This is a genomic window from Comamonas aquatica, from assembly GCF_018064205.1.
Taxonomy (GTDB): Bacteria; Pseudomonadota; Gammaproteobacteria; order Burkholderiales; family Burkholderiaceae_C; genus Comamonas; species Comamonas aquatica.
In genome coordinates, this window is the sequence record NZ_CP072916.1 from 1,466,729 (window position 1) to 1,484,960 (window position 18,232).

21 protein-coding genes are annotated in these 18,232 nt (G+C 62.3%); 10 read left to right on the forward strand and 11 right to left on the reverse strand.

The window, feature by feature from the left end; all coding sequences use genetic code 11:
• The first annotated feature begins 42 nt into the window (after positions 1-42).
• From KAQ61_RS06865 to KAQ61_RS06890, 6 genes are all read left to right on the forward strand, one after another.
• Complete coding sequence (locus KAQ61_RS06865; RefSeq protein WP_210930949.1) at positions 43-237, forward strand: hypothetical protein; 195 nt, start codon at positions 43-45, stop codon at positions 235-237.
• Positions 238-258: 21 nt separating this feature from the next.
• Positions 259-678 carry a hypothetical protein gene (locus KAQ61_RS06870; RefSeq protein WP_244983012.1) on the forward strand — a complete coding sequence of 140 codons (420 nt, stop codon included), beginning with the start codon at positions 259-261 and terminating at the stop codon, positions 676-678.
• 2 nt (positions 679-680) lie between these two features.
• Positions 681-2,522 carry a hypothetical protein gene (locus tag KAQ61_RS06875; protein ID WP_244983013.1) on the forward strand — a complete coding sequence of 614 codons (1,842 nt, stop codon included), beginning with the start codon at positions 681-683 and terminating at the stop codon, positions 2,520-2,522.
• 115 nt (positions 2,523-2,637) lie between these two features.
• Entirely contained in the window at positions 2,638-2,904 is a 267-nt protein-coding gene (locus KAQ61_RS06880; protein ID WP_210930953.1) for a holin, read from the forward strand.
• Positions 2,897-3,367 (forward strand): lysozyme, encoded by a 471-nt coding sequence (locus KAQ61_RS06885; RefSeq protein WP_210930955.1) that lies wholly within the window; start codon positions 2,897-2,899, stop codon positions 3,365-3,367. Before KAQ61_RS06880 ends, KAQ61_RS06885 begins: the two co-directional genes overlap by 8 nt.
• Positions 3,364-3,873: a hypothetical protein gene (locus KAQ61_RS06890; RefSeq protein WP_210930957.1), complete on the forward strand. Its 510-nt coding sequence runs from the start codon at positions 3,364-3,366 to the stop codon at positions 3,871-3,873. The genes KAQ61_RS06885 and KAQ61_RS06890 overlap by 4 nt, the downstream gene beginning before the upstream one ends.
• A 79-nt stretch (positions 3,874-3,952) precedes the next feature.
• Here the strand turns inward: KAQ61_RS06890 and KAQ61_RS06895 are convergent, their stop codons facing one another.
• A complete protein-coding gene (locus tag KAQ61_RS06895) occupies positions 3,953-4,903 on the reverse strand; it encodes a LysR family transcriptional regulator (protein ID WP_210930959.1) in 951 nt (316 codons plus the stop codon).
• Positions 4,904-5,045: 142 nt separating this feature from the next.
• On the opposite strand from KAQ61_RS06895, the gene KAQ61_RS06900 reads away from it, so the two are divergent.
• Complete coding sequence (locus KAQ61_RS06900; RefSeq protein ID WP_210930961.1) at positions 5,046-5,570, forward strand: carboxymuconolactone decarboxylase family protein; 525 nt, start codon at positions 5,046-5,048, stop codon at positions 5,568-5,570.
• Positions 5,571-5,602: 32 nt separating this feature from the next.
• Positions 5,603-6,382, forward strand: a complete 780-nt coding sequence (locus KAQ61_RS06905; protein WP_210930963.1) for a Bug family tripartite tricarboxylate transporter substrate binding protein — start codon at positions 5,603-5,605, stop codon at positions 6,380-6,382.
• On the opposite strand, the gene KAQ61_RS06910 is transcribed toward KAQ61_RS06905, so the two are convergent.
• Together KAQ61_RS06910 and KAQ61_RS06915 are read right to left on the reverse strand one after the other, a co-directional pair.
• Complete coding sequence (locus KAQ61_RS06910; protein ID WP_210929272.1) at positions 6,371-7,192, reverse strand: IS3 family transposase; 822 nt, start codon at positions 7,190-7,192, stop codon at positions 6,371-6,373. The genes KAQ61_RS06905 and KAQ61_RS06910 overlap by 12 nt on opposite strands.
• Complete coding sequence (locus KAQ61_RS06915) at positions 7,189-7,506, reverse strand: DUF1153 domain-containing protein (protein ID WP_003074457.1); 318 nt, start codon at positions 7,504-7,506, stop codon at positions 7,189-7,191. Before KAQ61_RS06915 ends, KAQ61_RS06910 begins: the two co-directional genes overlap by 4 nt.
• 60 nt (positions 7,507-7,566) lie before the next feature.
• Between KAQ61_RS06915 and KAQ61_RS06920 the strand changes: the two genes are divergently transcribed.
• The gene (locus KAQ61_RS06920; protein ID WP_244983014.1) at positions 7,567-7,872 is read left to right on the forward strand and encodes a Bug family tripartite tricarboxylate transporter substrate binding protein; all 306 of its coding nucleotides are present in this window, start codon (positions 7,567-7,569) and stop codon (positions 7,870-7,872) included.
• 540 nt (positions 7,873-8,412) lie between these two features.
• Here KAQ61_RS06920 and KAQ61_RS06925 read toward each other — a convergent pair.
• A complete protein-coding gene (locus tag KAQ61_RS06925) occupies positions 8,413-8,682 on the reverse strand; it encodes a hypothetical protein (protein ID WP_210930965.1) in 270 nt (89 codons plus the stop codon).
• Positions 8,683-8,754: 72 nt separating this feature from the next.
• Positions 8,755-9,330 (reverse strand): C40 family peptidase, encoded by a 576-nt coding sequence (locus KAQ61_RS06930; RefSeq protein WP_081889008.1) that lies wholly within the window; start codon positions 9,328-9,330, stop codon positions 8,755-8,757.
• A 196-nt stretch (positions 9,331-9,526) separates the two neighbouring features.
• On the opposite strand from KAQ61_RS06930, the gene KAQ61_RS06935 reads away from it, so the two are divergent.
• Positions 9,527-10,135 carry an isochorismatase family protein gene (locus tag KAQ61_RS06935; RefSeq protein WP_210930973.1) on the forward strand — a complete coding sequence of 203 codons (609 nt, stop codon included), beginning with the start codon at positions 9,527-9,529 and terminating at the stop codon, positions 10,133-10,135.
• 335 nt (positions 10,136-10,470) lie between these two features.
• Here KAQ61_RS06935 and KAQ61_RS06940 read toward each other — a convergent pair whose 3' ends face one another.
• The 6 genes from KAQ61_RS06940 to KAQ61_RS06965 form a co-directional block, all read right to left on the reverse strand.
• Positions 10,471-11,877 (reverse strand): TolC family outer membrane protein, encoded by a 1,407-nt coding sequence (locus KAQ61_RS06940; RefSeq protein WP_210930975.1) that lies wholly within the window; start codon positions 11,875-11,877, stop codon positions 10,471-10,473.
• 69 nt (positions 11,878-11,946) lie between these two features.
• On the reverse strand, positions 11,947-12,294 hold the full coding sequence (locus KAQ61_RS06945; RefSeq protein ID WP_210930978.1) for a rhodanese-like domain-containing protein: 348 nt from the start codon (positions 12,292-12,294) through the stop codon (positions 11,947-11,949).
• A 34-nt stretch (positions 12,295-12,328) separates the two neighbouring features.
• On the reverse strand, positions 12,329-13,036 hold the full coding sequence (locus KAQ61_RS06950; protein ID WP_210930980.1) for a protein-L-isoaspartate O-methyltransferase family protein: 708 nt from the start codon (positions 13,034-13,036) through the stop codon (positions 12,329-12,331).
• Between the two features lie 48 nt (positions 13,037-13,084).
• Complete coding sequence (locus KAQ61_RS06955; protein WP_210930982.1) at positions 13,085-16,285, reverse strand: efflux RND transporter permease subunit; 3,201 nt, start codon at positions 16,283-16,285, stop codon at positions 13,085-13,087.
• A 24-nt stretch (positions 16,286-16,309) separates the two neighbouring features.
• Positions 16,310-17,527, reverse strand: coding sequence for an efflux RND transporter periplasmic adaptor subunit (locus tag KAQ61_RS06960; protein ID WP_210930984.1), 1,218 nt, complete (start codon positions 17,525-17,527; stop codon positions 16,310-16,312).
• Entirely contained in the window at positions 17,520-18,185 is a 666-nt protein-coding gene (locus tag KAQ61_RS06965; protein WP_210930986.1) for a TetR/AcrR family transcriptional regulator, read from the reverse strand. Before KAQ61_RS06965 ends, KAQ61_RS06960 begins: the two co-directional genes overlap by 8 nt.
• Between the last annotated feature and the right edge of the window lie 47 nt (positions 18,186-18,232).

The following is an 18,232-nucleotide window of genomic DNA, read 5'->3' on the forward strand; positions in this document are numbered from 1 at the left end:
CCCCAGGTACTGCCTACCGCCGATTCATTCAGGACAGTGCCCTTGGGCTCCAACAACACATTCATTGTGCTGGGGATGGCCCGATCGGGTGATGGGCAGAACACGCGATTTATGGCCGTGGATCAGGTGCTGACAACGCTGGATGTGCTGCCCAAGGATTCCACGGGGCGCTATTGGTATTCGTGGAACCCCATTACTGACGAAATTTCAACCGGGGAGGGCACCGCTTGGTGCTGAACTGATATGACCACGATTTGCATGAACACCCTGAATGGTGCAGTCACCGAGTTTGACTGGAATTTCCAAAGCATCACCCCCACGCACGCCGGCGATGTGACCGGCCTGTATGCGCTGGGCGGCGATACCGATGCGGGCCGGCCGATTGACGCCAGCTTTATGACGCCCATGCTGCAGTGGCAGAGCAGCCTGCGCAAAGCCATGAGCGCGGTCTATTTCTCCATGGCCGGGGCGGGCGTGGGCAACTTGCATGTGCACGGCAAGGTGGGCCAGTGGGCCTATCCCTTCGCGGTGCGCGCTTCGGAGGTGTCGCGGGCTTCGCCGGGCCGCGGCATCTGCGAAAGCTACCTGGCCTTCGGCTTCAGCAACAAGGAAGGCGCAGCCTTCTCGATTGATGCCGTCGAGGTGGCCACCGTGGCATCCAACAACCGGAGGATCTGAACATGGCAACCAACCCCCAAGACCTGCAAAGCGCGGCCGAGCTGGTCAACAGCACGTTTGCGCTGGCCAAGGACTATGCCGACGCCGCGGAGGCCAAGCTGTCCACCTTCACCCAGGCCCTGGAAACGTCGATCTACGCGCCGCCCACGCTGAGTGTGACCTGGCAGACCATGGCGCCGCCCACCCTGGAGCAAGCGCCCGCGGCGCCGGCCATGCCCAACATCGCCTACAACCCGGCGAACGTGGGGGGCACGCCGACGCCATTGGCCGAGGCCATCCCCGACATTGACATTCCCGAGTTCACGGACACCCTGCCGCCTCTGGTCTTCCCGGCCGCGCCGGCGATCAATTACGGGGTGGTGCCCACCGTCCCCGCGGTGGGCAATGTGCCGGTGCCCGCCGCCCCGAGCGTCAGCATGCCGGGCGCACCCACGTTCCTGGAGCTGAAAACCGTGGCTTTCAGCGGGGTGAACCTGCGCGAAGACTGGCTGGACAAGCTGCAAGACGCCCCCCAGCTGGAAATCCTGGCGCCCACGCCCTACAGCTACCAGCGGGGCCCCGAGTACGCATCGCAGCTGCTGGACAACCTGAAGGCGGTGCTCAACCGCCGCATCGCCGGCGGCAGCGGCCTGGCCCCGGCCGTGGAGCAGGCCCTGTGGGCGCGGGCCCGTGACCGCGAGGCCACCATTGCCCGCACCGGGGAAACCGAGGTGCTGCGCTTGCATGCGGCCCGGGGCTTTGTGCTGCCCAGCGGGGTGATGGCCGAGCAGCTGCGCCAGGCCAACCGCGACTACCTGGGCAAGCTCAGTGACTTGAGCCGCGACATTGCGATCAAGCAGGCCGAGCTGGAGCAGCAGAACCTGCGCGAAGCGATTGCCCAGGGCATGCAACTGGAGGCCCAGCTGATGGACTACAGCTGGAAGATCGAGCAGCAGACGTTTGAAGCCGCCCGCCTGATGGCCGAGAACGCGATTGCGGTGCACAACGCGCAGCTCGAGCAGTTCAAGGCGCTGCTGCAGGGCTATGAATCGTATGCCAGCGTCTACAAGACCATCATTGAAAGCCAGCTGGCCAAGGTCGAGGTCTACAAGGCCCAGCTGGCGGCCGAGCAGTCCAAGGCGGACATCAACCGCTCCCTGGTCGAGCGCTACAAGGTGCAGATCGAGGCCGGCATGGCCGAGGTCGAGATTTACCGCGCCCAGGTGGCCGCAGCGCAGACCCTGGTGCAGCTGGAGCAAGCCAAGATCGGCGCCGCCGGCGAGCAGGTGCGCGCCTATGTGGCGCAGATGAACGCCGAGACTGCCAAGATGGAAATCTACAAGTCGGGCGTGCAGGCGGAAGCCACCAAGGTGGAGGTGTTCAAGGCCCGCGGGGCGGTGTATTCCACCCAGGTGCAGGCCCAGGCCGAGAAGTCGCGCGCCCTGGTGTCGCGCTTTCAGGCGCTGGCCCAGGCCAAAAGCTCCGAGTGGGAGGGCTACCGTGCCCGGGTGGCGGCCGAGGGCCTGCGCCTGGATGCGCTGGGCAAGCAGTCGGCGGCCATGCTGGACGCCTACCGGGTGGCGAATGCGGCCATCCAGTCCAAGGCCGAGCTGCAAACCAAGGTGTGGGAAACCAGCATGCGCCAGTACGAGGCCGGCATCCAGGTGTCGCTGCAGACCGCGCGCATGAACAACGAGGCCGTGATTGCCGCCAACAACGCCCGCGCCGACGCGGCCAAGGTCGGCACCCAGGTGTTTGCCCAGCTGACGGCATCGGCCATGAACATGATGCACACCAGCGCCGGGATCTCGGGTTCTGCCAGCCGCAACGAGAGCCACAGCTACAGCTACGAGGGCACATCCTGACCGTGTGACCCCGGCTAGGGTTATGCGTTTGCCACCCTGGCCGAGACACTGCCCCCCAGAAGGCAGTCCACCCCCCAACCGCCGCCTTCGGGCGGTTTTTTTACGCCCGAACACCATGAAAGTTGAAACAGCCATCGAAGCCGCCAACGCGGCAGCCGTCGGCAGCAAAACCACCCTGGCGGGATCTGCAACGGCAGGTGTGGGCTGGGCCACCTCCAGCGCGTTCTTTGGCTGGGTGGGCGTGATCATCGCGCTGCTGGGCCTGGGGGTGAACTACTACTTTCGGCGCAAGGAGCATGAGCTGCGCTTGCGCGATGACGCGCGCAAGGAGGCCGAGCACCTGGCGCGCATGCAAGCCATTCAGGGAGGGTGCGATGTCTAGCAAAGCCAAACTGATCGCCGCCATTGGCGCGGCCGCCACCGCGCTGGTCGTGCCGCTGGTGGCCAGGTACGAGGGCACGGTGCTGCGCACCTACCGCGACCCCATCGGCATCATCACCGCGTGTACCGGCCACACCGGGCCGGAGCTGCGCATGGGCCATACCTTCACCCGCCAGCAGTGCGAGGCCATGCTGTACCAGGACCTGGCCCAGCATGCCAATGCCCTGGGCTGCATCCGCCAGCCGCTGACCGACGGCCAGCGCGCCGCGTTCCTGAGCTTTGCCTTCAACGTGGGGGAGGGGGCGTTTTGCCAATCCACCCTGGTGCGCAAGGCCAATGCCGGCGACCTGCAGGGCGCGTGCGCAGAGCTGAGCCGCTGGACCTATGCCGGCGGCAAGCAGCTGCCCGGCCTGGTGCAACGCCGCAAGGCAGAGCGCCAACTGTGCGAAGGGGGCTTGGTATGAAATCCGTCGCCATCGCACTGGCCGCAGGCATCGCCCTGGGTGGCAGTGGCGCATGGTGGGTGCAAAGCCTGCGTGCGGGTACTGCCATCGCCCTGCGCAACGACCAACAGTCAAAACAGGCGCTGGCACAGGCTCAGCAAGCGCAGCAAGCTACAGAAACCAAAGCGGCAGGGCGACTGCAGCACGCCGCAGCGCAACAGGACAACACCCATGCATACACCCAAGAAATCCAGCGGCTGGAAGCTGGCCGCACTGCTGATGCTGCCCGCATTGCAAGCCTGCAGCACCACCTGCGCACCACCGCCACCCAGCATGCCCAGGCTGCCAGTGACGCCGCTGCCTGCCGAGATCTCGCAGATCAACACAAGCGACTCGCTGCCCTTGCTGCAGAAGGCGCAGAAATGGTTGGAGAGCTTGGCGGATTGGTCAAACGGCAAGACGTTCAGGTAATGCTGTTGAAAGAACAGTTGGCTATGGATCGAGTATTGATTGAACGTCTGCAATAAGCCTATGACGCTCTAAGCGGACAGGTGTGTTTTTTAAATGCGCTTTTGAAGATCTCGATAACCGCCTTTTGAGATCGTTTCATTGCTTTTGGCGCTCATGGGGTGGTGCAGGCAACACCCAGCTCTGGTGTCTGGCTATAAGCTCATGGCATATGGATTGCACTTCTTCCATAGCGGTTGTCGCTATGGCTGTGGGCTTTCCCATGCGCCGGGTCACGATGCCGACAGAGCGGAGCGGACCGTCCACGATTTCCGACATTTGCATGCTGCGGGCTTCGAGAATCGGTAAAACCCCAAGGTACGGCAGAACCGCCACACCGACTTCTTTTTTTACAAGTCCCGCTACTGTTGCGACCTGATCGACTTGCATTTTCGGCCGGTACTCGATGCCTCGCTGCAGGTAGGCTGCACTCATGTAGCGCATCGCCGTGCTTGCATCTGTCAGTGTAATCAGCGGTAACTCCAGCAGGTCTTTGAGACGAAGGCTTTCGGGAAGTTGCTTGCGCCATTTGCCGCTGGCCAGGAGAACGAAACGGTCACGCATCAACTCTTGGCACTGCAGTTCCGGGTGCGACTGTGCGACCGAGGCGAGCGCAAAGTCTGCTTGGTAGTTCAGTACTCGCTGCAAACAGGCGCTGTTGGCGCAGTCATGCACAGAGATCTGAGGTCCTTCGAAACGCTGCTCTAGCTCTGCGCATAGCTGCGGCAACACCACATAAGCCAGCGACGGCCAAGCAGAGATCGATAGCTGCAAGGCTTCACGCTGGGCAGTAGACATCATTCGCATCAGGCCAGCGTCGTACTCGCCAACCACGGTTCTAGCGATAGATACCAGACGCTGTCCTCCAGGGGTCAGATGCACGCTGCGCGTGGTTCTCTCGAACAGAGGAAGGCCCAACGTAGTCTCTAAGTCCTGTATTGACTTGCTCAGCGACGGCTGCGTCATGAACAGTTGTTCAGCGGTTTTGCTGAAGTTCAGAGACTCGGCAAGGGCTAGAAACATTCGTAGGTGTCGTGGCGGAATATTCATTCAATTAATTCATAAATGTATAGAAACAAAGAATTTAAAAAATATATACCAGATCTTTAGGATTTGGGAGGTTCAGGAGCAGATGCGCTCACAAGTGCAGCAGCTCCAAATCGAATCCCTTAGAAACCAGGAGTCAAAAAATATGGCGCGTATTCCCTATGCAGATGCCAGCTGCAACGAGGCTCGTTCATTGACCGAGCGCATCGTGTCTGAACGCGGCAGCGTTTTGCACCTCTACCAGATGCTGATGCACAGCACCCCAGTTGCAGAAGGGTGGCTCAACTATCTGACGGCCATCAGACAAAAAACAACCATAACCGGTGCGATGCGCGAGTTGATCATCATGCGCGTGGCGCTACTGAACAACGCTCCCTATGAGGCCGACCAGCATGCGCCGATCGCGCTGAAAGAGGGCGTATCACAGGACAAGCTTGATGCTCTCAGTGATTGGAGAAGTTGCGAACTGTTCGATGCGCAGGAATGTGCAGTCCTGGCTTATACAGACGCTATGACCCGCCAGATTCAGGTTCCAGACGAGGTGTTCGGCGCTGTTTCTGCTCTGTTTGCGCCACCACAACTTGTAGAGATTACAGCCACCATCGCGGCCTACAACATGGTTTCGCGCTTTTTAGAAGCGTTGCAGATCCATTCTCACGACAAGCGCTGATTTCTGAACAACTAGAGCAAGGAGACAAAGATATGACAAAAAAAGCCGATAACACGCAATCCAAGCATCTTGGCAAACGGCTAAACCGGATTAACGAACGCTTACCTCTTAGCACACCATTAGTGAAAAAATTGGCACTGTCGGCTGCTTTGCTGGTTCCGTTTGTTAGCATGGCAGAGGAGGTATGGCCAAGTAAGCCGATCACGTTCGTGGTGCCTTTTCCTCCAGGTGGGCCTACCGATCTGATGGCGCGGTTGATCGCTCAACCTTTGTCGAAGCGGCTGAATGTGCCTGTTGTAGTTGAAAACCGTGCAGGTGCTAGCGGAAATATAGGCACTGGACAGGTGGTCAAGGCTAAGCCCGATGGCTACACAATTCTTTTGGCAGCCAGTGGCAATTTGTCGGCAAATCAGTATCTATACGGGAAGCTCAGCTATGACCCTATCAAGGATCTCGCTCCTGTCATGCAGATATCCAAGTTTCCATTAGTTCTGGAAGTGTCTGAAAAGAGTCCAATCAAGAACTTTCAGGACTACTTGAGCCTCGCGAAGAAGCCTGATAGCCGGGTGACATTCGGTTCTGCCAGCAACGGCACCCCTCAGCATCTTGGCGGCGAGCTTTTCAAGGCCAAGGCTAACGTAGAGATTACCCATATTCCATACAAAGGTGCAGGTCCTGCCATCGTCGACCTGATGGGAGGGCAGATTACGAGCATGTTCGATATCCTCGGTAGCTCGATGCCGCACATCAAGTCTGGCAAGCTGCGTCCGCTTGTATTGACCCAGCGGTTTCTGCACAGGTCAGGCTGCTAAAGCATAAGCCTCAGCGGGGGTCTTCATGCCCAGCGCCTGATGAGGGCGCCGGTGGTTATAAAAGCCGATCCAATCTGCGATCACACGACAGGCGTGCTGCAGTGTCTCGAAACGGTGGCGGTGTACGCATTGGTCTTTGAGCGTTCTGATCACGCGCTCGACCATGCCGTTTTGCTCCGGGCTGTACGGGGTGATGAACTCCTGCTGCAGGCCATAGCTTTTGACCAAGGCCGTGTAGCTGCGGCTGGTGAACACCAGACCGTTGTCTGACCTCAACAGGAACGGGTGCCGGACCTTGCCCAGACAGCCGTACCTGGCAATCAACGCCTGCTCCAGCGCCGCTTCAGCGGTCTTGGATCGGCCACTTCGGCTGAGGTGCCAGCCCAGCAGCTCGCGGCTGTAGCAGTCGATCACCAGGGCCAGCGAAGCCCAGCCATCACGCCCTGTCCACACGCGGCACAGATCGGTGGCCCAGCGCTCATCTGGCGCCTTGGCCACAGAAGGCAATGCCTGGATGCGAGGCCTGAAGCCCACCGGGCGCTTGCGCACCTGCCAGCCCTTGAGCTGGAAGACCCGCTGCACGGTGTTCTTGTTGAAGCCAAGCAGGTGCGCCACGGTGCGATAGCCGAACGACGGGTTCTCTTCGATCATGGCCTTGATGGGTTTGACGAAGTGTTCCTGAACCTTCGGTGGTGCCTTGGTGCTGCGGTAGTACACCGTGCGCCGGGGCATCTCGAACCAATGGCACAGCTTGACCAGGCTGACTTTGAATCCGTCTTGGGCCAGTCCCTGCTGAAGGCTGAGGATCATTTCTCGTCCTCGTTGCCCAGCAGGGACGCCAGCTTTTTTCTGGCACGCAGCTCCAACATGGCTTCGCCATAGGCCTGCTGAAGTTCGCGCAGTTGCTTCTCGTACTGCTCTTTGACTTCCAAGGGCTTGGTGCGCAGGGCGTTCTCCATGCCACGTTTGCCTTCATCGACCCATTGCTCAACCTCCGAGGGGTTGAGGTCGAAGGCACGGCTGGCCTCCGAGATCGTGGTCTTGCCCTGGATGATGTCCAGGACAAGGGCTGTCTTACGCTTGGCTGTCCAGCGCTTGATGTCGTCTTCCATCAGGGTGCTCATCGTCGTTTCCTTCAACGTTAACACCTGAGCAGGAATTCACTGGGTCAATACACGCTGGCTGTGACGACGAAAAATCGTTCAGAGCTATTGCCTGATGTGCCTGCAATCAGCGAGCTCGGATACCCAGATTTTGAATACTACGCATGGCATGGGGTTTCGACTACTGCCGGCACCCCTAAAGCAGTCGTGGCACGCCTGAATACCGAGCTGCGTGGCATCTTTAATGATGCTGAATTCAAGGCGAAATGGCAGGAAATGGGGTCGGAAGTAGTGTCGGGCACGCCTGAACAGTTCGATAGCTTCATTCGCAGCGAGGCCCAAAAGATGGGGACTTTGATAAAAGCCCTGAATATCCAACTTGATTAATTTGGAGTACGTTCCCGGTGCACATTCAGGTTTTCCTGATGCACCGGCTTCAACTTGCTTTACAGGAAGTAAAGCATTGGAGATCTTCCCTTAGTATCGAGGCGATCTAAGGTCAAAGAGATAAGGCTGCTATCTGCTCAACCTCTCTGCGAATTTAATGCTCAGCATCCATTCATCATCGCCAAAAGTGACCAAGTTCGGCGTGTGATGCGCTTATTAACGGCATGGCAGTCTACTGATCGGGTGCTGGTCTGATCAGTTGCGGCACTGGATTCCGTGTCTCGATGCTACGCGAGTGCTACAAGCGAAAAAACGGACACCGCTTTCTCCTTTTAGATCAACACCTTGAGTTTTTACCGAACCCATCGAGTATTGGGGCCACGGACATGCGCCAGGGGCTGAACGTGGCAGGCGAGGTAGGGGGCGAAGTATTCATTCAAACAATGCAGGCACGGTGCCTGCCAGCGTGCAGGCCAATCCGGGGCGCTATTGTGCCCAGCCTGTGCAATCGCTTCAGGCGCAAGGCTTTGCGCCGCTGGCTCAGGGGTTCATGCCCCAGCGGGTCTTGAAGTCGAATTCCAGCTGCTCGCACTGTCCTTCGGTGAACTGCGCCGGTGTGCCTTCCTTCGGGCCCTTTTCGCGTTCCTTCCAGCACAGGCGGATGATTTCGCGCTCCACCCATTGCGTTTCCTTGTCGGGCGAGGCGTTGAACAACAACTGGCTGATCAGCATGAGGATGGCAAACATCGCCACCGGCAGGCCGATGATCCAGCGAACCAGTTTGGGTTTGGGAGTGGCTTGGTCGGTCATGGCAAAACCAATGGGTGAGTGACAAAAGACAAGGCCTGCATGAAAGCAGGCCTTGTCGGGAGTTGATCAGTGTCAAGGAGCGGTGGAGGCTTCCAGCAACGCGGGCTGTGCATCCGCCACATCCACGCGGCGGGCGCCATTGAAGCGCTTGGCCCAGTAGCTGTCGTTCATGCTTTCCACGCGCACGCTCTTGCCTTTGCGGGGGGAGTGGATGAACTTGCCTTCGCCCACGTAGATGCCCACATGGCTGAAGGTGCGGCGCATGGTGTTGAAGAACACCAGGTCGCCGGGACGCAGTTCTTTCTTGTCGATCTTCTGGGTGGCCTTGGCCTGCTCGTCGGCACGGCGTGGCAGCAGATGGCCGACGGTATCTTGGTAGATGGCACGCACGAAACCGCTGCAATCAAAGCCGGTTTCAGCGCTGGTACCGCCAAAACGGTAGGGGATGCCGATCATGCCCATGGCCGTGTTGATCAGGCTGGACGTGTTGCTGGCCACGGAATGGCCCATGCTCTGCAGGTTCGCGCCGAGGCCGCGCTCATGCACGATGTCTGCCAGACGTTCCTGGGTCAACGGTTCGCTGTTGGTGGGAGCGGCTTGCACGCTTCCACAGCCGAGGGCGATAAACAATAGCCATTTGCAAGTCATGGGCACGGAGGTTATCACGCTTGTCTGACGTTGTGGGCTGAAATTGGCGCACAAAGTGCATCTAATTGCCGATTTGTACGGGTTGGTTATGCCGTAATTGATATATGACAGAGTTTCAGGACATGCATTTTGTGTGCCCGCTTGCAGGCTTCACTGCGACAATGTGGCTTTGAAGAACCTCTGAAGGAAGAATTACATGCTGCTGGACGCCGATGACTCGCAACTGGTGTTGATCGACTACCAAGAAAAGCTGATGCCCGCGATTTTTGAAGGACCGCAGGTTCTGGGCAATGCGGTCAAACTGGCCAAGTTGGCGAACCTGATGCAGGTGCCGGTGTGGGGCACGGAGCAAAACCCTTCCCGCCTGGGCCCGAACGCGGCCGAGTTGCGCGCACTGTGCGACCAGACCTTGCCCAAGATGAGCTTCAGCGCGGCCGAGGATGGCCTGATCGATCTGCTGCGCCCGCCCGTGCGCAAGCAGCAGGGCGGCAATGCGCGCAGCCTGCCCAAGCACCTGCAAAAGCCGGCGGCACCGGCAGAGCCCGAGCGTCCTTCCATCATCATTGCCGGCTGTGAGGCCCATGTCTGCCTGCTGCAGACCGCCTTGCAACTGCTGGAGGAGGAGATGGAAGTGTGGGTGGTGACGGATGCCTGCAGTTCGCGCAGCGAGCGCAACCGCGATGCGGCATTCGACCGTCTGGCTGGTGCTGGGGCCGAGCTGGTCACGACCGAGATGGTGGCTTTCGAATGGATCCGCAGCTGCGAGCACCCTGCCTTCAAGCAGATGCTGGAGCTGGTCAAGTAAGCCAGGGAGATTCGAGTCTGCGCTGATCGTGAGGTCAGCGCTTTTTTATTTCGTTATTGAATACAGCTTACATTGAGATGCGAAGTTGTCTATTCACATACTTGGGACGTTGGTTGAGCATTGCGATTATTTCAACCATCGCTGAATTGACTTTAAAAAGTGAGCTGCTATCGCAGCAAGAACCATAACCTCCGAGCTAAGGAGTATGGAAGTCCTTGCACAACAATGGCAGCCTGCTCACTTTTCCAATGAAGCCTAGGATCTTGGTGCGTGGCCATGATCCGCAGATGACCCTGCCGTCGCAACACCTACAGTCCACACGCTGCAGTGAATGCTCAGCGAGCGTGGGACGATGTTGGCATCGCATCGGCCGTCTGCAGGGCAGGGCTCAACAGCTGGTTGATGGCGTGCACGTCCTGCATGTCCAAGTTGCCGGCGGCCTGGCGCAGCTGCAGGTGTCCCACCAGCAGGTTGTAGCGGGCCTGCGCCAGATCCTTTTGGGATTGATACAGCTGGCTTTGCGCATTCAACACGTCGATGTTGATGCGCACCCCCACCTCGTAGCCCAGCCTATTGGCTTCCAGGGCGCTCTGGCTGGAGGCCACGGCCGCCTCCAGGGCCTGGACCTGGCCGGTGGCCGATTGCACGCCAAAGTAGGCGGTGCGCACGGCCTGGGCCACCTGGCGGCGGGCATCTTCTAGGTCGGCACGTGCTTTCTCTTCCAGTGACAGGGTTTCCTTGACCCGGTTCTGCACCGCAAACCCGGCGAACAGGGGAATGTTCATCACCACGCCCACCGTGCCGACGGTGGCGTTGTTGCGATAGGGCATGGCCGCGGTGCCGTCGGGGTTGCGTTGTGTGCCATAGCTGGCCTGCAAGTCCACCGTGGGTTTGTGACCGGCCTGGGCCTTGTCGGTTTCCAGCTGAGCCACATCCAGCGCGATCTGCGCCTGGCGCACCAAGGGGCTGTGGTCAGCCGCCAGTGCCAGCCAGCTGGCCAGATCGGCCGGTGCCAGGGTGGGCAGGCGCACAGGTTGCGCCAAGGGCCAGGGGCTGGCGCCTGCTAAGCCGACCAATTGTTCGAGGGCCGCCTGGCTGACGCGCAGCTGGTTGTCGGCGGCGATTTCCTGGGCGCGGACCAGATCGAAGCGGGCCTGGGCTTCGCGGGAATCGGTCACCGTGGCCGTGCCGATTTCGAAATTGCGCTGGGCAAAGGCCAGTTGCTCGGACACGGCCCGCTTCTGGGCCTGCACCAGCTGCAAGGTGTCCTGCGCGGTGAGCACCTGGAAATAGGCCTGGGCGGCCCGCACCAGCAGGTTCTGTGCCGCGGCATCGACCTGGGCATACGCCAGATCGACACTGCGCTGGCCCTGACGGTACGTGACCAGGTTGGCCGGGTTGTACAGCGGTTGTTGCGCCTGCAGGCTGGCCGAGTCCTGGCGGGCATCCAGGCGTGCGGCGGGGAAGTCGCTGCGCACCCGGGTTTCGCTGTACTGGCTGCCGGCCTGGATGCCAATGCGGGGCAGCAGGCCGGCCTTGGCCTGCGCGCCCTTGCTGATGGTGGCGTCGAGCTGGGCGCGGGCGCTTTGCCAGGCCGCGTCGTAGGTCTGGGCCTGTTCGGTCAGTTGCACCAGGCTTTGGGCCTGGGCCAGCGACAGCCATCCACTGGCCAGAACGGCTGCGGCCACGCAGCGCAGGGCAGGGCGAAAGGAGACGACAGACAGCCCGGAGGAAGACACCATGGATACCCTTTTCAAGACCGCACCGGCAGCGCAGACATGCCGGCCATGCACCAATCGCTGGATTGCGCCTCAGTACTGAGGCACGCTGGGGTCGCGTTCCACCGCCCAGGCGGCAATGCCGCCGGTGATGTTGGCCACCGATTCAAAGCCTTCGCGGGCCAGATAGGCCGCCACGCTCATGCTGCGTGCGCCGTGGTGGCACAGGCAGGCGACGGGGCGGTCCGGGTCCAGCTCGTTCAGGCGTGATGTGATTTCGCCCATGGGGATGCACAGCAGCTCGAACTGGTCGCTGGGGGCCACGCTGGCCACCTGGCACTCCCACTTTTCACGCACATCCAGGACCACGGGCTTGGTGGCATCGCCGTTGAATTGGCCCAGCCATGCATCCAGCAGGGCGGGGCGCACTTGGTAAAACATGCAGCAGTCTCCGGCGGTGCTCGCGCGATGCGGCTTAGAACGAGAAGCGGGGGGCGGTGGCAAAACCTTGCAGGCGCGGTGCCACGATGTCCCAGGGCGACTTCGTCATGGTCTGGCTGCCCTGCTTGGTCACCACGGTGAATTGCATCACGGGCTGGGTGCCGACGATGGCGCCCAGGCGGCCGCCGTCCTTGAGGTGGGGCAGCAGGTTGGCGGGCAGGACCTCGACCGAGCCGCTGAGCAAGATCACATCGAACGGCCCTTCGGGCAGGGTGTCCTTGGAGCCGTCGGCCACGCGCACGCTGACGTTGGTGCAGCCAGCGTCGGTCAGGTTCTCGCGGGCCATTTCCGCCAGCTCGGGGTGGATTTCCAGGGTCAGCACGTCCTTGGCCAGGCGCGACAGCAGGGCCGCGCTGTAGCCCGAGCCGGTACCGATTTCCAGCACGCGCTCATGGGGTTGGATGTCCAGGTCGTTGATCATGCGCGCTTCCACGCGGGGCTGGAACATGCACCGGCCCTGGGCGATGGCATCGGCATCGTCGGTCAGGGGTACTTCCACGTCCATGAAGGCCAGGCTGTAGTGTGCGGGGGGCGTGAAATCTTCACGGCGCACGGTGTAGAGCGCTTCCAGCAGGCGCTCGCCGCTCACATTCCAGGGGCGCACTTGTTGCTGCACCATGTTGTAACGGGCGTTTTCGGTGGCGTCGTTGCGATCTAGCAGGCTGTTCAGGGGCAAATTCATTGTGGTCTCCTCCGCTGGGGATGGCTTGTCTGAAACAAACTCACGATTCTACGAGGGTGGGGATGCTTTGGCAGCGTGATCGGGCTCACGCCCCTTCCAAAGCTTGCGCAGCCATTGCTGAAAATCATCCAGATAGCAGTACACGACCGGCACCACCACCAGCGTCAGCAGGGAGGAGGTGATGACGCCGCCAATCACGGCTTGGCCCATGGGGGCGCGCTGCTCCGATCCTTCGGTGACGGCAAAGGCCAGCGGCACCATGCCAAACACCATCGCCAGTGTGGTCATCAGGATGGGGCGCAGGCGCACCTTGGCCGCCATCAGCAGGGCCTGCTCGCGCGGCAGGCCGGGGTGCAACTGGCCGTGTTCGTCCGTGTGTTCGCCCTGGGCGCGGATGGCAAAGTCCACCAGCAAGATGGCGTTCTTCGTGACCAGGCCCATCAGCATCACGATGCCGATGATGGAGAACATGCTGATGGCGGAGTTGAACATCATGAGCGCCAGCACCACGCCGATCAGGGTCAGGGGCAGCGCGGTCATCAGTGCCAGCGGCTGGATGAAGCTCTTGAACTGGCTGGCCAGGATCATGTAGATGAAGATGATGGCCAGGGCCAGGGCCGACACGGCATAGGCGAATGATTCATTCATGTTCTTGGTGGAGCCGCCAAACTCCCAGCGGTAGCCAGGCGGCAGCTGCATCTGTTGCAGCACCCGGGTGATGTCGGCCGAGACCTCCCCCACCGAGCGCAGCGCCACATTGGCCGTGAACTGGACCTCGCGCGTCAGGGCCCGGCGGTTGATCTGGCTGGGACTGTGCGCTTCCACCACCTGGGCCACCTGGTTGAGCTGGACTACGCGAGGGTTGCCGTCCGGCCCCGTCACGCTGAACGGCAGGTGCAGCAGGTCGGCCGGCTGGGTGCGGGCTTCCGGCGCCAGGCGCACCTTGACGTCGTAGGTCTGGTCATCGCTGGCCCGCCAGTTGCCCACCTTGTCACCGGCCACCAGGGTGCGCAGGCTGCTGGCCACACTGGCCACGGACAGGCCCAGGTCGGCCGCCGCGTCGCGGCGCACCTCTACATTGACCACGGGCTTGGGGGCCTGCAGGCTGGTGTCCAGGTCCACCAGCCCCGGAATGCGCAGCAACTGGGCCTGCACCTGCTGGTTCAGGCGGCCCAGCTCTCCCAGATCCGGACCCATGATGGAAAACTCGATCTGTTTTTGCCCGCCGACCGGCTCCAGCAGCCCCACGTGGGTGACGGTGATGCCCGGCACGCTGCGCAGGGCGTTGCGCAGCACCAGCGACATCTCTTCCAGGCTGCGCGTGCGGTGCTTGCGGTCCACCAGGCGCACGAAGATGCTGGCGGAGTGCTTGCCTTCGGCATTGCCGGTGTTGATGGTGGTCAGGGTGTAGTCCACCTCGGGCATGGCGCGCAGCAGGGCTTCGACCTGCCGGGCCTTGGCTTCCGTGGTCTCGATGGACGAGCCCTGCGGGGTCTTGAACTTGACCTGGGTCTCGGAAAAGTCGGCGCTGGGCACAAATTCGGAGCCCAGCAGCGGCAGCATCAGCACGCTGGCCACAAAAATGCCCACGGCGGTCAGCACGGTGGCCGGCTTGTGCAGCAGGGCCCAGCCCAGCAGGCGCTGGTACAGGGCCGAGATGTCGGCGCTGGCGTGGTCGAAGGCCTGGGTGACCCGTCCCAGCGTGCGATCGTAGAGGGGCCGTCGGGTGCTGGCGGGTTGCCCAGGGGCATGGATGCTGGGGTCGTGCCACACGCTGGAGAGCATGGGGTCCAGCGTGAAGCTGACGAACATGGAAATCAGCACCGCCGCCACGATGGTGATGCCGAATTCGTGGAAGAACTTGCCGATGATGCCGCCCATGAAGCCAATGGGCAGGAACACCGCGACGATGGACAAGGTGGTGGCCAGCACCGCCATGCCGATTTCCTGCGTGCCGTCCATGGCTGCGTCGTACGGACGCTTGCCCATCTGCACATGGCGCACGATGTTCTCGCGCACCACGATGGCATCGTCGATCAGCAGCCCCACGCACAGGGACAGCGCCATCAAGGTCACCATGTTGATCGAGAAGCCGAACATGTACATGAACCAGAAGGTGCCGATCAGCGCAATTGGCAGCGTCAGGCCGGTGATGATGGTGGAGCGCCAGGAGTTCAGGAACAGAAAGACGATCAGCACGGTCAGTACGGCACCCTCGACCAGGGTCTGGCGCACGTTGTCCACGGCCACCTGGATCGGACGGGCGGCATCGGCAATCGGCTCCAGGGCAATGCCGGTCGGCAGCTCGGCGCCCAGGCTCTGGATGGCCTGGTTCAGCCCGCGGACCACGTCGATCGTGTTTTCGTCCTGGGCTTTCTGCACGGACAGCAGCAGCGTGCGCTGTCCGTTGTACAGGGCCAGGTTCTCCACTTCGGGGGCGCCGTCCTGGATGCGCGCCAGTTGGCCCAGGCGCACGGGCGCGCCGGCGCGCTGTGCCACGACGATGTCGGCAAACTGTGCGGGGCGCGCAATGCGGGCCTGGATCTGTACCACCCGTTCCTGCTGCAGCGAACGGATGCTGCCCACCGGCAGGTCCTGGTTTTCGCTGCGCACCGCCTGCACCACCTGGGCTGGGCTGATGCCGTAGGCCTGCAGGGCCGCAGGATCCAGGTAGATGTTGACTTCACGCGGGGTGCCGCCCACCAGGTTCACCGCGCCCACGCCGCGCACGTTTTCCAGGCGCTTTTTCAGCACCTGGTCGGCCCAGGTGGTCAGCTGGATGGGCGACAGGGGCTGGGCGCCATCGGCCGGGCGTGGCAGCACCGCGACGGACCAGATGGGGGCATTGGCCGGGTCAAAGCGCAGCACCCAGGGCTCCTCCACCTCGTCGCGCAGCAGCGGGCGCACGGTGGCCACCTTCTCACGCACGTCGTCGGCGGCCTTGCGGCCATCGATGTGCAACTGGAATTCGATGATGATCAGCGCCTTGCCCTCGTAGCTGCGCGAGGTCAGGGCATTGATGCCAGCAATCGAATTGATGGCCTCTTCCAGTGGCTTGGTGACTTCGCTCTCGACCACCTCGGGCGAGGCGCCGGGGTAGGCCACGGACACCACCACCACGGGGAAATCGACATTCGGGAACTGGTCGATGGCCAACCGCTGGTAGGAAAACAGCCCCAGCACCACGAACGCCAGCATGACCATGGTGGCCATGACAGGGTTGCGCAGACTGACCTTGGTGAACCACATGGTGCGGGATCTTCCTGGGGAGGGTCAGTGCGCGGCGGCGGCCGCGGCAGTGGGGGGATGCGGCACGGGCTGCTGGGCCTCCAACTGCACGGATGTTCCTGCAGGGATGCCGCCCACACGTCCGCCGAGCACGATGGTGCCCTCGGGCAGGCCTTCCACTGCCACCCAGGGCTGGGCGCTGTCCACACTCTGCACGCCCAGGACGACGGGCGTGTGCTGCACCTGGCCCTGCGCCACGGTGTGCACATAGGGCCGGGGCTGGTCGGTGCGGACGGCATCCAGGGGCACGGCCAGGGCCTGGTGCTGGCCGGTCTGGATGAAACCTTCCACATACATACCGGGCCGCAGGTTCAGGTCGCTGCGCGGCTGCAAGCGCAGGTACACCGGCACCGTGCGGCTGCCGGCCGCGGCACTGGGGTTGATGCGCACCACCTGGGCCTGCAGTGGCTGGGGCATGGCCGCCGAATGGCCACTCAGCTGCAGCCGGGCTTTCTGGCCGACCTGCACCTGGGCCGTGTCGTTCGCGGCCACCTGGGCCTGCAACTCCAGCGCCACCAAGTTGACCACTTCGACCACGGCGGCCTCGACATTCACGCGCTCGCCGTTCTGCGCCATGCGCTGCGCGATCTGACCGGCGATCGGGCTGCGCAGCACGGTGTCGTCCAGGTTCTTGCGGGCGCCGTCCTGGGCGGCGCGGGCGGCCGCATGGCTGGCCTGCGCGGCCTGTAGGTTGGCCAGGGAGGTGGTCAGCGCCGTATCGGAGATGAAGCCGCGCGCGACCAGGGCGCGGTTGTTGTCGTAATGGCGCTGTGCAATCGCCACCTGGGCCTGGGCGGCATCGGCCTGCAGCTTGGCCTGGCGAAAGCGGGCCTCCGACTCGGTCGCGTCCACGCGGGCGATGACCTGGCCTTGCACGACCGCATCACCCTCGCGCACGTGCAATTCGCGCAGTTCCCCCGGCACACGCGCCTTGACCACGGCGCGGTCCACGGCGGCCAGGCTGCCGGTGATGGGCACCCCCACGGTCAGCGTGCGGGTCTGGACCTGCAGCCATTCCTGGGCCGGGATGGCCAGGGTGGCCGGCGCTTGCCGGGTGCTGGCCTGCAGAGCGGCCTGCCGCGCCTGACGTTGTTCCAGGGCACGCCACATGCCCCAGACGGTGGCCAGCACCGCGCACAGGGCCAGCAGCCACCACCACCGGGCGCGGCGCGTGAAGGCTGCGGTGGTGTGCGGCTCAGACATCGGGCGCCGTGGCGGACAGGCCACGCAGCAGGTTGTCGACATGTGTCTGGAAATACAGCGGGGCACTCACGCCCAGTGACTGCGGGTAGAGCATGCCGATCGAATGGCGCCAGTGGATGTAAGCGAACATGGGGGTGGTGATCAGGTGGATAGCGGCATCCAGGTCGAGGGGGCGCAGCTCGCCGCGCGCCACGCCACGCTCGAGGATGCGGCGCACCAGGGCGTTGCCGGGTTCCACCACCTCTTCGAGGTAGAAACTGGCCAGCTCCGGGAAATTGCAGCACTCGCTGGCCATCAGCTTGCAGATGCCCCCGGCATAGGTGTCGCCGATGCGCTCCTGCCAGACCTGGAAGGCGTAGCGCACCAGCTCGGGGGTGGTCCCGGCAAAGGCCTCCAGCTCGGCCTGCCATTCGGCAAATCGTCCGGCGATGTTCTCGCGCACCACGGCCTTGAGCAGAGCCTGCTTGCTGGGGTAGTACAGAAAGAGGGTGCCCTTGGACACCTGGGCCAGCGCGGCGACTTCCTCCACCTTGGTGGCGGCATAGCCTTTCTCGACAAACAGGCGCGTGGCGGCCTCCAGCAGCTCGGCCGGGCGTGCCTCTTTGCGGCGGCTGCGGCCGCGCGCGGAATGGGCGCTGGAGGAGGGGTGGTCGGTCACGGTTGGACTTTCGTGGTCAATGACCCATGGGTCAGTAGCAGACTATA

Coding starts and splice junctions, on each gene's coding strand:
- KAQ61_RS06870 (WP_244983012.1), top strand. CDS start 259: ATGAACACCCTGAATGGTGCAGTCACCGAGTTTGACTGGAATTTCCAA.
- KAQ61_RS06925 (WP_210930965.1), bottom strand. CDS start 8,682: ATGACCGACCAAGCCACTCCCAAACCCAAACTGGTTCGCTGGATCATC.
- KAQ61_RS06910 (WP_210929272.1), bottom strand. CDS start 7,192: ATGATCCTCAGCCTTCAGCAGGGACTGGCCCAAGACGGATTCAAAGTC.
- KAQ61_RS06885 (WP_210930955.1), top strand. CDS start 2,897: ATGTCTAGCAAAGCCAAACTGATCGCCGCCATTGGCGCGGCCGCCACC.
- KAQ61_RS06915 (WP_003074457.1), bottom strand. CDS start 7,506: ATGAGCACCCTGATGGAAGACGACATCAAGCGCTGGACAGCCAAGCGT.
- KAQ61_RS06960 (WP_210930984.1), bottom strand. CDS start 17,527: ATGTCTGAGCCGCACACCACCGCAGCCTTCACGCGCCGCGCCCGGTGG.
- KAQ61_RS06890 (WP_210930957.1), top strand. CDS start 3,364: ATGAAATCCGTCGCCATCGCACTGGCCGCAGGCATCGCCCTGGGTGGC.
- KAQ61_RS06900 (WP_210930961.1), top strand. CDS start 5,046: ATGGCGCGTATTCCCTATGCAGATGCCAGCTGCAACGAGGCTCGTTCA.
- KAQ61_RS06950 (WP_210930980.1), bottom strand. CDS start 13,036: ATGAATTTGCCCCTGAACAGCCTGCTAGATCGCAACGACGCCACCGAA.
- KAQ61_RS06875 (WP_244983013.1), top strand. CDS start 681: ATGGCAACCAACCCCCAAGACCTGCAAAGCGCGGCCGAGCTGGTCAAC.
- KAQ61_RS06945 (WP_210930978.1), bottom strand. CDS start 12,294: ATGTTTTACCAAGTGCGCCCCGCCCTGCTGGATGCATGGCTGGGCCAA.
- KAQ61_RS06905 (WP_210930963.1), top strand. CDS start 5,603: ATGACAAAAAAAGCCGATAACACGCAATCCAAGCATCTTGGCAAACGG.
- KAQ61_RS06930 (WP_081889008.1), bottom strand. CDS start 9,330: ATGACTTGCAAATGGCTATTGTTTATCGCCCTCGGCTGTGGAAGCGTG.
- KAQ61_RS06940 (WP_210930975.1), bottom strand. CDS start 11,877: ATGGTGTCTTCCTCCGGGCTGTCTGTCGTCTCCTTTCGCCCTGCCCTG.
- KAQ61_RS06955 (WP_210930982.1), bottom strand. CDS start 16,285: ATGTGGTTCACCAAGGTCAGTCTGCGCAACCCTGTCATGGCCACCATG.
- KAQ61_RS06935 (WP_210930973.1), top strand. CDS start 9,527: ATGCTGCTGGACGCCGATGACTCGCAACTGGTGTTGATCGACTACCAA.
- KAQ61_RS06880 (WP_210930953.1), top strand. CDS start 2,638: ATGAAAGTTGAAACAGCCATCGAAGCCGCCAACGCGGCAGCCGTCGGC.
- KAQ61_RS06895 (WP_210930959.1), bottom strand. CDS start 4,903: ATGAATATTCCGCCACGACACCTACGAATGTTTCTAGCCCTTGCCGAG.